Source organism: Lachnoclostridium phytofermentans ISDg, from assembly GCF_000018685.1.
In the GTDB taxonomy this organism is placed as follows: Bacteria; Bacillota; Clostridia; order Lachnospirales; family Lachnospiraceae; genus Lachnoclostridium; species Lachnoclostridium phytofermentans.
On record NC_010001.1, the window covers coordinates 1,312,147 to 1,324,992 of the forward strand.

The 12,846-nt window shown below is 33.4% G+C and carries 14 protein-coding genes; 12 read left to right on the forward strand and 2 right to left on the reverse strand.

Annotated features, from left to right (window positions below):
- Positions 1–45: 45 nt before the first annotated feature.
- Positions 46–957 (reverse strand): YitT family protein, encoded by a 912-nt coding sequence (locus CPHY_RS05490; RefSeq protein WP_157668659.1) that lies wholly within the window; start codon positions 955–957, stop codon positions 46–48.
- 515 nt (positions 958–1,472) lie between these two features.
- Between CPHY_RS05490 and CPHY_RS05495 the strand changes: the two genes are divergently transcribed.
- From CPHY_RS05495 to CPHY_RS05545, 11 genes are all read left to right on the forward strand, one after another.
- Complete coding sequence (locus CPHY_RS05495) at positions 1,473–1,940, forward strand: low molecular weight protein-tyrosine-phosphatase (protein ID WP_012199066.1); 468 nt, start codon at positions 1,473–1,475, stop codon at positions 1,938–1,940.
- A 55-nt stretch (positions 1,941–1,995) separates the two neighbouring features.
- Positions 1,996–2,709, forward strand: a complete 714-nt coding sequence (locus CPHY_RS05500) for an RluA family pseudouridine synthase (RefSeq protein WP_012199067.1) — start codon at positions 1,996–1,998, stop codon at positions 2,707–2,709.
- A gap of 196 nt (positions 2,710–2,905) precedes the next feature.
- The gene (locus tag CPHY_RS05505; protein WP_012199068.1) at positions 2,906–3,115 is read left to right on the forward strand and encodes a hypothetical protein; all 210 of its coding nucleotides are present in this window, start codon (positions 2,906–2,908) and stop codon (positions 3,113–3,115) included.
- Entirely contained in the window at positions 3,108–4,001 is an 894-nt protein-coding gene (locus tag CPHY_RS05510; protein WP_012199069.1) for a radical SAM/SPASM domain-containing protein, read from the forward strand. The genes CPHY_RS05505 and CPHY_RS05510 overlap by 8 nt, the downstream gene beginning before the upstream one ends.
- Before the next feature lie 143 nt (positions 4,002–4,144).
- Positions 4,145–4,327, forward strand: coding sequence for a DUF6472 family protein (locus CPHY_RS05515; protein WP_012199070.1), 183 nt, complete (start codon positions 4,145–4,147; stop codon positions 4,325–4,327).
- 453 nt (positions 4,328–4,780) lie between these two features.
- The gene (locus CPHY_RS05520; protein ID WP_012199071.1) at positions 4,781–5,281 is read left to right on the forward strand and encodes an RNA polymerase sigma factor; all 501 of its coding nucleotides are present in this window, start codon (positions 4,781–4,783) and stop codon (positions 5,279–5,281) included.
- On the forward strand, positions 5,268–6,164 hold the full coding sequence (locus CPHY_RS05525) for a DUF3298 and DUF4163 domain-containing protein (RefSeq protein WP_012199072.1): 897 nt from the start codon (positions 5,268–5,270) through the stop codon (positions 6,162–6,164). The genes CPHY_RS05520 and CPHY_RS05525 overlap by 14 nt, the downstream gene beginning before the upstream one ends.
- A gap of 119 nt (positions 6,165–6,283) precedes the next feature.
- Complete coding sequence (locus CPHY_RS05530) at positions 6,284–6,523, forward strand: phage holin (RefSeq protein WP_012199073.1); 240 nt, start codon at positions 6,284–6,286, stop codon at positions 6,521–6,523.
- A gap of 375 nt (positions 6,524–6,898) precedes the next feature.
- Positions 6,899–8,029, forward strand: coding sequence for a Gfo/Idh/MocA family protein (locus tag CPHY_RS05535; RefSeq protein WP_012199074.1), 1,131 nt, complete (start codon positions 6,899–6,901; stop codon positions 8,027–8,029).
- Positions 8,030–8,040: 11 nt separating this feature from the next.
- Positions 8,041–9,012, forward strand: coding sequence for an aldo/keto reductase (locus CPHY_RS05540; RefSeq protein ID WP_012199075.1), 972 nt, complete (start codon positions 8,041–8,043; stop codon positions 9,010–9,012).
- 20 nt (positions 9,013–9,032) lie between these two features.
- Positions 9,033–10,064, forward strand: coding sequence for an aldo/keto reductase (locus CPHY_RS05545; protein ID WP_012199076.1), 1,032 nt, complete (start codon positions 9,033–9,035; stop codon positions 10,062–10,064).
- A 200-nt stretch (positions 10,065–10,264) separates the two neighbouring features.
- Here the strand turns inward: CPHY_RS05545 and CPHY_RS05550 are convergent, their stop codons facing one another.
- On the reverse strand, positions 10,265–11,617 hold the full coding sequence (locus CPHY_RS05550; protein WP_041703252.1) for a putative bifunctional diguanylate cyclase/phosphodiesterase: 1,353 nt from the start codon (positions 11,615–11,617) through the stop codon (positions 10,265–10,267).
- A gap of 193 nt (positions 11,618–11,810) precedes the next feature.
- Here CPHY_RS05550 and CPHY_RS20630 point away from each other — a divergent pair, with 193 nt between their 5' ends.
- The gene (locus CPHY_RS20630) at positions 11,811–12,812 is read left to right on the forward strand and encodes a putative ABC transporter permease (protein WP_012199078.1); all 1,002 of its coding nucleotides are present in this window, start codon (positions 11,811–11,813) and stop codon (positions 12,810–12,812) included.
- The last annotated feature ends 34 nt before the right edge of the window (positions 12,813–12,846 follow it).

Here is a 12,846-nt window from a genome sequence, read left to right on the forward strand (position 1 = left end):
ATATACTCGAATTGTGTCTTAAAATATCGTTAATAAGGTTACTAATTATCGGATGATAAAGCCCTCTCCAAGAACCTCATTGGACTCAAGGATAATGATAAAACATTCTGGATCAGCATGTTTTACTGCTTGTTCTAGTTGATACATTTGCTTATTATTACAAGCACACATGACTACTTGCTTTGCTTCCTTTTTATAACCACCAGCCGCATTAAGGATAGTGGAGCCTCTTTGACAACATTCCTCTATTGTATCAGTGATTAATTCACCGTGATGAGTAACAATAAGAGCCACTTTACCGGAGTTGATACCATACATAAGTTTATCAACAGCAATTGCAAATAAATAGTTTATTATCATTCCATAGATGATACCATCCATATCACGAAATATGATACCACCAGCTAATACAATACCTACATCAGTTAAAAAGACTATTTTTCCAAGGGATAAGTGTGGTCTTATTGCTTTTACCGCCATTATAATAAAATCAGCCCCACCAGTAGAGGAGTTTCTCATATAAATCATTGCATAACCCAGACCACCCAGTACACCAGTACAAATCGCTGCAAGTAAACGATCGCCTTCATACAGCGGAAGAAGAGGTCCTACATAATCTATCATTAAGGAGGAAATAATCATACAGCGAAGAGAGCGCAAGAAGAACCCTTTACCTAATAGCCTATAACAAACTAAAGCGACAGGGATATTAAGTACAATAGTGGTAATACCGATAGGTAGTGAAAAAAGTCTATTTAATATAAGAGCAATACCTGAAAATCCGGTCATAGGAAATTTAGCCTGCACTGCAAAATTATAGAGGCTAATAGCTATCAAAAAGCTTCCGATGACCTCAACTAGTATATCAATTCCTACTCTTTTATTAAAAAAAGTGGCTCGAATTTTATTGAAAGAATCAGCCGGCTTGATTTTATTTATGTTTATTTTTCGTTTCATAAGAAATCCTTTCTGCATCTTTTTTATGTGAAACATTTAAGAACTTCATCCCATGCATATGTAATAGGATGTGTAAACTTACATAACTTTACACAAAAAATAGCGATAACGAATTAAAAAAATTATAATTCGCTAACGCTCTTCTTCTGATACGATACCATATCTTACTACTTGTGTCAAACGTTAAAAATACAAGATTTACGAACTTTACTTTATCGTGAATAGGAAAAACAAATTTGTGAACTTTACCTTATTGTGAATAAGAAAAATCATATTGTGGAAAAAGAACTTAGCGTACTTTAATTTGCCCTGAACAAGTTATTTAAATCAAGAAAATTTATTTTTATTATATAAGGAGAAATTGCTCTATATGTTATCAACTTTATCTATAGTAAAGTACAAAAAAATCTGTTACACTATAGAAGGCTTTTTTAGAAAAAGAGTATGCTAAATTTGTAGTTGGAGTTAGGAACATTCCTATATACATGCATAAAAAGCCGTAGATGGGGGTTAAAATGATAAGAATTATGTTTGTTTGCCTCGGAAATATATGCCGCTCTCCAATGGCGGAATTTGTATTTCGAGATATGATAAAGAAAAAAGGTCTGGAATCTGTGATCTGCTGTGAATCAAGTGCAACGAGTACAGAAGAAATCGGTAATTCGGTTCACTACGGGACTAAGAAAAAACTAAAAGAAGTTGGCATCATTGTGGATGGAAAAAAAGCAGTCCAACTAAAGCGTAGTGATTATGATAAATATGATTTGCTTTTAGGGATGGAACAACGAAACATAACTAATATGATGAGAATTCTAGGGAGTGATCCGAATGGTAAGGTTAAGAGACTTCTTGATTTTTCAGAATGTCCAAGAGATATTGCAGATCCATGGTATACGGGAGATTTTGAAACAACTTATCAAGATGTTTATGAGGGCTGTGACCATCTAATAACCTACCTCATCAATAATTATGAGTTATACTAAAGGACGAAAGGGTTAATATAAATTTGGAACAATAATACTTTATAACGAGGTTAACATGTTTAATATATTATTTGAAGACAAGCATATCATTGTCTGTATCAAGCCAATTGGTGTATTATCACAACCAGGTCAAGGGGAAGGTATGGATATGATTACTCTTTTACAAGAGTATCGAAAAAATAATAAGGAATCAGATTACATTGGTCTTGTTCATCGATTAGATCGTAATGTTGGTGGAGTTATGGTTTTTGCAAAGACAGAACTGGCAACTAAAAAATTATCAGTTGCAATTAGGGAGCGCAATTTTACGAAAGAATATATGGCTGTAATTCATGGCAGACCTTCGGAATCATCAGGAATTTTAAAGGATCTCATGTTTAAAGATTCTTCAAAAAATAAATCATTTGTTGTGAATCGAATGAGAAAAGGGGTAAAAGAGGCTTCCCTAGAATATCGTACGATTGAAACAATCGAGGTAGCGAAAGGTGAGTTTTCATTCATACGAGTAAAACTTCATACTGGTCGTACCCATCAAATACGTGTACAATTTGCATCTCGTAAATTACCTCTAGTTGGTGATGGAAAATATGGAGGAAAGGATAATCAATGTGATGCAGCCCTTTGGTCATATCGATTAGCATTTGTTCATCCACTTACCAAAGCTTTGGTAGATATCAAGCAATTGCCACCGGAACAGTATCCTTTTCATTTGTTTTCAGAAGAGCTAAAAAATAAGGAAGTTAACAGTGAAGTAATGTTAGAGCATTAAGAATATAGATAACGAGCAAGTAATATGAAACTGTAGGAAGAGTGAAAGAAAAATCATTAACTCTTCAAATTTGTGTCTGTGTTGTAAACACAAACTTGATAATGCATTGTCTTGCAAGCAAGATAATGTGCAGTGCAGAAATTTGGTAAGTGTTAAAAAATAAAATTTAACGCTATGGAAAGGCAAGGTTAATATTATGAAGATTAAATTCTCAGAGGAACAAACTGCTTTATTAAAGAAAATGGGGATAACATTTTCTCTACAAGGAAATTTAAGCGAGGATTATTTAATGGAACTTGATATGGTAGTAACGGATTATATGATTGAAAATGGAATTGAAGAAGATGAGACTGTGAATGAAGTAGGAAAGCTTTGTGAACAGATTTTAGAGAAGATCAATGAATAGTCTACAAAAAAGTAAAAAACCAAGATTAAAAAAAGCTTATATAGAAATTACAAATGTATGTAACTTACAGTGTGATTTTTGTCCAAAAACAAAACGTGCACCTAAGTTTCTTACGGTTCCAGAATTTGAGCATGTTATTGAGGAAGTATCACCTTATACAAACTATATCTACCTTCACATTATGGGAGAACCATTACTTCATGAGAATCTGAAAGATTTTATTGAGATAGCAGGAAAGAAAAATATAAAAGTAAATCTTACTACAAATGGGACATTGCTAAGTCCAGAGAAAGAATATTTATTAAATTTAAGTGCACTTAGACAAATAAATATCTCACTCCATAGCTTTGAGGCAAATGAGCATAATCTTACATTACATGATTATGTTAAGTCTGTGATGGGCTTTATAAAAAAAGCAACCGAGCAATCGGATATTTTATGTAGTGTTAGGCTATGGAATATGGATTTTGGTGATCTTAAGGGAGCCAATTCCCTAAACAGAGAAATAATCCAGTTGATTGAAAGTGAATTAGAGATTAAGGAATCCTTAGAAGAGAAACTTTGCAAGGAGCATAGTTGTAAGGTTGGTCACAATGTTTATTTTAATATGGCTCAAAAATTTGAATGGCCAGATGTGAATAGAGATATGTTACAGAGTGAAGTATTTTGTTATGGATTACGAGACCAGATAGGAATCCTAGTGGATGGTACGGTTGTCCCTTGCTGCTTAGATAGCGAAGGAACCATAAATCTTGGCAATATATATAAGCAAAATTTAGATATGATACTTTCATCAGAAAGAGCTAAGATGGTATATGACGGTTTCTCCCGTAGAGTAGCAGTCGAAGAGCTATGTAAACGCTGTGGATACGCTACCCGATTTTAAACAAATTTGGTACGTGATTTTTTATGAGTCTTGTTCTATTAATTCATAGAGAGAGAAGGTTGCATAGCGTGGCTTTTTCTTGGTAAGGTGACTAAGATAAGTATATAAATAGGTTAGTGAATTCATAGGATGGAGGAATAGGTATGAAGCAAAAGACAAATTGTGAATGCTGTTCAAATTATCAGTATAATGAAGACTATGAATGTTATGAATGTGATGTCAACTTGGACGAAGATGATATGGTTCGTTTCTTAAGTGATAGTTTTTATAATTGTCCGTATTTTCAATTAGAAGATGAATATAAAATAGTTAGAAAGCAAATGTAGTAATTTGCAAGGGATTAACGGTAATGATTTTGTAGTTTTATGAAATCATTACCGTTAATCCTTTTTAATATATGACAAGGAAAAGTTCGCGTAGTGCTCTTTTTCTTAATCATGAGAAGTAAAAGACCACGAGGCGTTATTTTTTTTGCTCATGAAAGCCCCACGAAGCGTTCGTTTTCTTGTTAAAAATGAAATGATAAAACAGTATTATAGAAGAGATAAAAAATAAAAGTTTCCAAATAATAAAAGAATACAACATAATTCAAGGATTAGAAACTAAAAAGGTAGTTTAAAAAATTGATTACTGTAAGATAATGACTCTATAAAAATAATATAATATATTTTTTAAAAACCAAACTTTTTATATTTGTAATACATCTAAAGAAGGTAAGGAAATGCTCCTTACATGCGCATCTTATAAGAAGTTATTTATCATGATAAAAGGAATACACCATGGAAAACAAATATGAAACATTAAAAGAATACATAGTAGGAAACCAAGCAAGATTTTATCGGTTGGCTTTTAGTTTCGTGCTTAATCAAGAAGTAGCACTTGATGTTGTACAAAATGCTATCTTAAAAGCTCTAGAAAACTATCAAAGTATTCGAGATATAAATTATGTATCAACCTGGTTTTATCGAGTATTGGTAAACGAATGCTATGCCTATTTAAGGAATAGTAAGAGGATTGTATTATATACGCCAGAACTTATGCCAGAGGAAAGATATATTGAGAAGGCGTATGAATGCTATCAAGATGAGGTGTTTCGTGAGGTTGTTAAGCTTCCAAAAAATATCCGTACAGTCATCTTACTTCGATTTTATGAGGAACTTTCTTTAAATGAAATCTCAGAAATAACAAAGACAAATTTAAGCACCGTAAAAACTAGACTGTATACAGGATTAAAAAAATTAAAAGTTAGTTTAAAGGAGTGGAAAAATGAATCATTTTAAAATATCAAAACAGAAATATCAAAGGATGGAGGTTCCAAAAGAGCTCGAAGGTCGAGTGAATCAGACGATAGCTAACTTTGAGGCAGGTAAATCGAGTCATAGTCAAACAAAGATAAATAAAAAGCATAGATTTTCTCATTCTGCAATCTCTTCTATGGCAGCGGCAGCAGCTTTTGCCATTTTAGTTGTAGGCCTTAACACAAGTCAAGTCTTTGCTATGAAACTAGGAGATTTACCAGTTGTAGGTGTAATTGCTAAAGTTCTGACGGTAAGGGAATATGAAAAGAGTAATGAAGATATGACAATTACGGCACAGATTCCTGAAATCTTAATTGACTCGGAAAAAGATGAAGTAAAGCATGCAATTACAGATATTAATGCAGAGATTGATGCTTTGGTTAAAAAACATATAAAACTAGCAGAAGAAAATATTATGGAATACAAAGAAGCTTTTCTTGAGACGGGTGGAACAAAAGAAGAATTTGCAGAAAAGGATCTAAAGGCTGATGTTACTTACGAAATAAAAAAACAAACGGATACTATGATATCTATTGTAATAACATCAGATGAAAACTGGACAAATGCCAATCAAGAGCAATTTTTTTACAATATTAATTTAGTTACTGGTAATCAATATACCTTAAAAGATTTTCTTGGTGAAAATTATATTACAATTGCAAACGATTCAATTAAGAGACAAATAAAAGAAAGAGAACAAGGTAAGAAAGAGATAAAGTACTTTGAAGGAGAAGAAGGATTCCAAACGATTGATGACACCACAGGATTTTATATAAATCAAGCGGGAAATCCGGTTATAGTATTTGCACGTTATGAAATTGCCCCGGGTGCCTATGGAATACAAGAATTTGAGATATTTCCTTAAAAGAACCTCGAATATCGAATAACCTTATTTTACTCCTCATATGATATGGTAAAGAATGTTTTTGGGAAAACCATGAAAGGTAAATACCAAATATTATTTACATAGAATAGGGGGGTATTATGAAACTAACCAAGGGTACGATTATACGTACGATTATGTTAATTCTCGTTATAGTTAATTTAATTTTGAAACGAACAGGCAGGCCTGTCCTCGATATACAAGAAGGTACAGTAGCTAGTTTCGTTGAAACTGTGATTGAACTTGGAACAATAATAATTGCTTGGTGGGAGAATAACAGTTTTACACAAAATGCGAGAAAAGCGGACGATTATTTAAAGAAATTGAATACAACAAATTAATAAATGAATGGATGGAATATTGTAGTTCGGTTGGATTACTAGTATTCTATCCATTTTTTTCTTGCGGGAAAAGAATGGAATTACTATAATGAGATAAGTGAAGGTTTAAAAATCATTTGAAATAGTAATGTAAAGAAATAGCAAAGCAAAGAAATAGTAATGCAATGAAATAGTAGTGTAAAGAAATATTAATACCGAGGATTAGTTTTAGTGATTGAATTGATGCAGAATATCTGTAATTGTTTCCGATAGCATAAATAATATATGGTAGCCCTAGTTTAAATACGCTATAATTCATGAAAGAAGAAAAAGTTTGTATTAGCGCGGCAACCTCAAATGATAGACATATAGTTAGCGCAGAAATGAGGATAATGTATGAATCAGAACACTAAAGTAAGAATAGCACTGATTGGCGTTGGTAGTATGGGGAAAAAGTATGCTACTATGTTAGACATGGATAAGATATCAAATCTTACTTTAACAGCCGTTTGTTGTAGAAGTAAAGAAAATCAAAGTTGGGTAAAGGAAAACCTAAGTGAGAGCGTTAAGTTATATCCAAGTAGTGAAGAATTATTTGCACATCATGAAGAATACGATGCAGTACTAATTGTAACTCCTCACAAACAACATCCAGGACTAGCAATAAAAGCATTTGAATTAAAGAAACATGTATTTTGTGATAAACCCGCTGGAGTTTCTTTACTAGACGCGCAGAGAATGGAACAGGCACAAAAGGAATCTGGATGTAAGTATGCTATGATGTTTCATAATCGAACCTATCCTGTCTTAAAAAAGGTAAAGCAGTTATTGGACGATGGGTTTGTTGGAGAATTAAAACGTATACAACTTGTGAACACCATTTACTATCGTACGGAATATTATCACCAATCCGGTGATTGGAGAAGCAGTTGGCATGGGGAAGGTGGAGGAGCACTCATCAACCAAGGACAACATATTTTAGATTATTGGCAATGGCTATTCGGAATGCCATATTCAATCTATGCTTCTATTCCGTTTGGAAAATACAATTCCTTTGCCGTAGATGATGAGGCGACTTTACTAATGGAATACCCAAACAAAGTGACAGCCACCTTTCTTCTTTCTACGGGTGAAATTCCAAAAGAAGAGGTATTAACCGTAGTAGGTACGAAAGGTTGTATTAAAGTAACTGGAAATGAAATTGAGCTCACGTGTTATAGTATGGACTCTATGCAATATGGAAAAACTGCAAAAACTAATTCAAGAGAAGAGATACTGCAAACAAAGGAATTATTTATATGCAATGAACCAAAGGAGTCTTATGAGCAAATGCTTGTAAACTTTGGGGAAGCAATCCTTCGTGGGAAAGCTCTTATTGCGCCCGGAGAAGAAGGTACAAAGGCATTAGAGTTAACAAATGCTGCTTACCTTTCTGCATGTTTGGGAGAGCGTGTAATTTTACCAATCGATAGTACTCAGTATGAAGAACTATTAAAGAAAATGATTGAAAATGAGAAAGTTCAATAGGAGAGCACGATATGAAATATAGAAAAATGAATGCAACGGGTCTAAAAGTCTCTGAGTTATGTCTTGGTACTATGACATTTGGTGCGCAAACCTCTGAAAAAGAGAGTTTGGAGATTATTGATTATGCACTATCCCAAGGTGTGAATTTTATTGATACTGCTGATGCTTATAATAAAGGGGAAAGTGAAAGAATCGTTGGAAAAGCTTTAAAAGGTTGTAGAGAAGATATTATATTAGCTTCTAAAGTTTGCTTTAAAACGGGCGATGATATTAATGCAAGAGGATTAAATCGCAGGCATATCATAAAGCAAATTGAAGAAAGTATAAAGAGTCTTCAAACCGATTATCTAGATATCTATTATCTTCATGCAATGGATGGTGAAGTTGATTTTGAAGAAACCCTAGATACAATGACAACCTTAGTAAGAAGCGGGAAGGTTAGATACATTGGAATCAGTAATTATCCTGCATGGCAGCTTAGTGAAATGTTATGGACTGCGGATAAACGAAATCTTATTCCACCAATCGTAACTCAAAATATGTATAATATTATTACAAGAGAAGTAGAGCATGAATTGGTACCATGCCTATTAAAACATCATATCGGTATGACAGTTTATAATCCAATTGCAGGTGGTTTCTTAACGGGTAAGTACTTAGATACAGATGCTCCGATGGAGAATACGCGCTTTGATCTTAAGAAAAACTATATGGACCGCTATTGGAGAACGGAAAATTTTGAGGCGGTAAGAAGACTTTCCGAGGTTGCGAATCAACATAACATGTCTTTATTATCACTTTCTTTAAATTGGTGCTTGGCACATTCTTATGTAGACTCTATTATATGTGGAGTAAGTAAACTTTCTCAGTTAGAACAGAATATAGAGGCGCTTCATGGGGAAGGACTTAGCGAAGAACTAAAACAACTATGCGATGATATTGGAAAAGATCTGATGAAACATCGAATTAGCTATTTTAAATAAATAAACATTGGGAGGCTATTATGTCACAAATGAGACTTGGAAAAACAGAACTACTTGTAAACAAAAATGGGTTTGGTGCTCTTCCGATTCAGAGAGCAACGATAGATAATTCAATACGAATCCTACAAAAAGCTTATGAAAATGGAATAAACTTTTTTGATACCGCAAGATTTTATACAGATAGCGAAGAAAAAATTGGACAAGCTCTTTCCACCGTTCGTGAAAAAATTTTTATTGCAACAAAGACAGCAGCAGTAAACGAAGAGTCATTTTGGCGTGATTTAGAGATTTCATTAAACAACTTAAAGACTGATTATATCGATTTATACCAATTCCATAATCCTTCTTTTTGTCCAAAACCAGGGGATGAAACCGGCCTTTATGAAGCAATGTGCAAGGCGAAAGAGCAAGGCAAAATTCGTCATATTGGAATTACAAATCACCGCTTAGCGGTTGCTCATGAGGCTATCGATTCGGGACTATATGAAACCTTACAATTTCCATTCTGTTATTTATCTACAGAGAAGGAACTTGAATTAGTAGAGAAATGTAAGGAAGCTGACATGGGATTCATTGCGATGAAGGCACTTTCTGGAGGACTGATAACGAATGCAAGTGCTGCCTATGCTTATCTTGATCAATTTGAGAATGTATTGCCGATTTGGGGAATTCAAAGAGAGCATGAACTAGATGAGTTTCTTGAATTTTCTAATAACCCGCCTACATTAACAGAAGAAATACAACAAGTGATAGAACATGATAGAGAAGAACTTTTAGGTGAGTTTTGTCGTGGATGTGGATATTGCATGCCATGCCCTGCTGGTATTGAAATTAATAACTGTGCCAGAATGTCACTTTTACTTAGAAGATCTCCATCAGAACTTCAATTAACGTCTGAAGCACAGCAAAAGATGAAAAAGATAGAGGATTGCATCCATTGTAATCAATGTAAGGCAAAGTGCCCATATGGGTTAGATACTCCTAATTTACTTAAGAAGAATTATGTGGATTATCTTGAAGTTTTAGAAGATCGTAGTAAGGTGTCGGTATAGCTTATTAGTGATTTTCAAATAAGATTAAAAATCTAATTAGAGGAATGATCTTCATATAAGAATTAAAAATCCATAAAGGGAACGATACCTTCAAAAATCCAATAGAGGAATGCCATCCTTTTATAAGAATTAAAAGATCCAATAAGAAGCTTGCTGTCTTCTTATTGGATCTTTTACGCTGTACCAATAGTGAACTTTAATTATAGAAGCTTCTCGAAATCTACTAGAGGCATTGGTTTGTAATAAAGATAACCTTGCGCTTTATAGCAGCCACATTCTAGTAAGAACTGTTCTTGCTCTTTCGTTTCTACGCCTTCTGCAATCATATCAATACCTAACTCAGCTAGCATAAATATGATGTGTCTAATCACGGTACGACTTTTTGAGTTTCCTAGGTTTCTTAAAAAGAGCCGGTCAATTTTAACTTCGTCAAGAGGTTCGTCCTTTAGCATATTCATCGAGCTGTATCCAGAACCAAAATCATCCATAGAAAAAGAAAATCCTTTTTCCTGTAGTTTACCCATGCATTGAAATAAAAAGGTGGAATCCTCGGCTAGGGCGCTTTCTGTAATCTCTAAGGTGATTAAGTTTGGAGGTATCTTGTATTCTCTTGATAAGCAGCACAATACTTCCACGAAATCTTTTTGATATTCATGAAGCCTTGAAACATTGAGTGAGATTGGAAGAGGTGTAACGCCTCTTTCGATTAATTTTTGCAAGAACTGAAAGACCTCTGTCCATACATAAATATCAACATCAACGATATAACCGCTTTTTTCAAGTACTGGTATGTAGAGATTAGGATATAGGTAACCATCATGAGGATGATTCCAACGGACTAATGCTTCACCACCAATAATTTGACCTGTTTTCATATTTACTTTTGGCTGAATATGTACTTCTAATTGCTTTTCCTTTAGTGCAGTAGTTATTTCATTTTCAATCTTTTTTTCTAACATTAGTGAATTACGTAGATCGTTATCATAAAAGGAGTAAAAGGAAAATACCTTTCCTTTGATTGTTTGTAAGGCTAAATTAGCATAATCACTTAACAAACTTACATCCATACCGTATTCTGAGATACAGATACCAAACGCAGGGAGTAACTTACAAGAAATTTGAAATGAAGTTATTTTTTCAGTTAATGAAGTTACTATTTTAATTAGGTCTTCTATTTCTTGATAAGGGGTACATAAAGCAAAAATATCAGCACGTAGATGGCCGACTATAGACAATTCAGTCTCATAAACGCGGAAACAATCTGCAATATGTATTAAAAGAGCATCGCCTTTACTTCGCCCACAAAATTCATTTACAGTCTTAAAACGATATAAATCCATACGTATCAATGCATATTTTTTATCTTTATGTGTTCTTAGGCATTCATTTCCTTTATATAAAAAGGCATTATTTCCATATAAGCCGGTTAGGTTATAACGTGATGTAGCGGCATTATGTTCTGCCATCTTCTTTAGTGAATATAGATATAATTCTTCTTTTCCTTCCTCTGTTAGCATAGGTGAGGAAGGGGTTATTCCTTTAGCAAAATTCATAATAATGCTAACCTTTCTACTATGTTTTAATTTACATCCATATTTTAGCACATATCACATAATAATACAATAATCAACAAAAAAATACACAAAAAACACAAAAAAAGGAAGAAACGTGACATTTCTGAAGGATTATAATATAATACTATAATAGGAATAACGAATGAGAAGGAAAGAAATAGAGGAGATATTTATGAATTTTTTTTATTTGATTGGAATAACTTCCTTTCTGTCTCTTTGGGCGGTAAAGGGTATTAGTTTCTATGATGTTTTAATTAACTTCTTTTTGTATAGTTTTATCGGTTGGATTTACGAAAGTACTTTAGTCAGTGTACGTGAGAAGACCCTTACAAATCGAGGATTTCTAAATGGTCCAATTATACCGATATATGGTTGTGCGGCAACTTTAATTTATATGGCATTTTATAATGATTATACGATATCATTAGCACTTCATATAAATGCTCTACATATGATTGAAGTTTTCTTTTTTGGGATGATAATAGCTTCTATTCTTGAATATGTTACTTCTTATCTTATGGAGAAATTTTTCCATGCGAAATGGTGGGATTATAGTAATTATCCATTGAATATTAAAGGAAGAATAAGTCTTCCATCTTCATTATTTTGGGGATTATTATCTATCGTTATGGTTTATCTGATCCAACCTGCCGCAAATAATTTGGTGGAAAGGATTCCAAGACCACTTGGTGATTATCTTATTTTAGCAGCTATCGCAGTAGGGAGCTGCGATTTTATTATGACAGTTGTTGTTACCTTAAAACTTAGCAAGCAACTTGAAGTTCTAGAACGTTTAAGAGAAGAAGTATTTGAGTATACCATGGGATTAAAATGGTATGAAAAAAGAGAGGAACTTAAGGGGCGTCTTTCTCATAGCAAGGTAGCAGAGTTTGCAGAGGAATTAAGAGGCCTCGTTAATAAGAATTACGAGAGGTTTGTGCAAAGAAAAAATTCTGAGGACAATATAGAACGCAAAAGTTTGCGCTTTGATATTGAACAGAAGTTAAAGAACTTTATGGAAAGCTATAATAAGTCTGTTAATACAAAGTTGCAAAGAAGTATTTATAGTCGTATCTTTAAGGCTTTCCCTAATATGAAAATGATCGGCAAGGAAGGGGTATTTGCGGATTTTAAGGACAAACTTAAGAATTCTTCGATAAGAAAGAAGAAATAGAAAAGAAGAAATATTTCTCCATAACAAAAACAGG

Coding starts and splice junctions, on each gene's coding strand:
- CPHY_RS05490 (WP_157668659.1), bottom strand. CDS start 957: ATGAAACGAAAAATAAACATAAATAAAATCAAGCCGGCTGATTCTTTC.
- CPHY_RS05495 (WP_012199066.1), top strand. CDS start 1,473: ATGATAAGAATTATGTTTGTTTGCCTCGGAAATATATGCCGCTCTCCA.
- CPHY_RS05500 (WP_012199067.1), top strand. CDS start 1,996: ATGTTTAATATATTATTTGAAGACAAGCATATCATTGTCTGTATCAAG.
- CPHY_RS05505 (WP_012199068.1), top strand. CDS start 2,906: ATGAAGATTAAATTCTCAGAGGAACAAACTGCTTTATTAAAGAAAATG.
- CPHY_RS05510 (WP_012199069.1), top strand. CDS start 3,108: ATGAATAGTCTACAAAAAAGTAAAAAACCAAGATTAAAAAAAGCTTAT.
- CPHY_RS05515 (WP_012199070.1), top strand. CDS start 4,145: ATGAAGCAAAAGACAAATTGTGAATGCTGTTCAAATTATCAGTATAAT.
- CPHY_RS05520 (WP_012199071.1), top strand. CDS start 4,781: ATGGAAAACAAATATGAAACATTAAAAGAATACATAGTAGGAAACCAA.
- CPHY_RS05525 (WP_012199072.1), top strand. CDS start 5,268: ATGAATCATTTTAAAATATCAAAACAGAAATATCAAAGGATGGAGGTT.
- CPHY_RS05530 (WP_012199073.1), top strand. CDS start 6,284: ATGAAACTAACCAAGGGTACGATTATACGTACGATTATGTTAATTCTC.
- CPHY_RS05535 (WP_012199074.1), top strand. CDS start 6,899: ATGAATCAGAACACTAAAGTAAGAATAGCACTGATTGGCGTTGGTAGT.
- CPHY_RS05540 (WP_012199075.1), top strand. CDS start 8,041: ATGAAATATAGAAAAATGAATGCAACGGGTCTAAAAGTCTCTGAGTTA.
- CPHY_RS05545 (WP_012199076.1), top strand. CDS start 9,033: ATGTCACAAATGAGACTTGGAAAAACAGAACTACTTGTAAACAAAAAT.
- CPHY_RS05550 (WP_041703252.1), bottom strand. CDS start 11,617: ATGAATTTTGCTAAAGGAATAACCCCTTCCTCACCTATGCTAACAGAG.
- CPHY_RS20630 (WP_012199078.1), top strand. CDS start 11,811: ATGAATTTTTTTTATTTGATTGGAATAACTTCCTTTCTGTCTCTTTGG.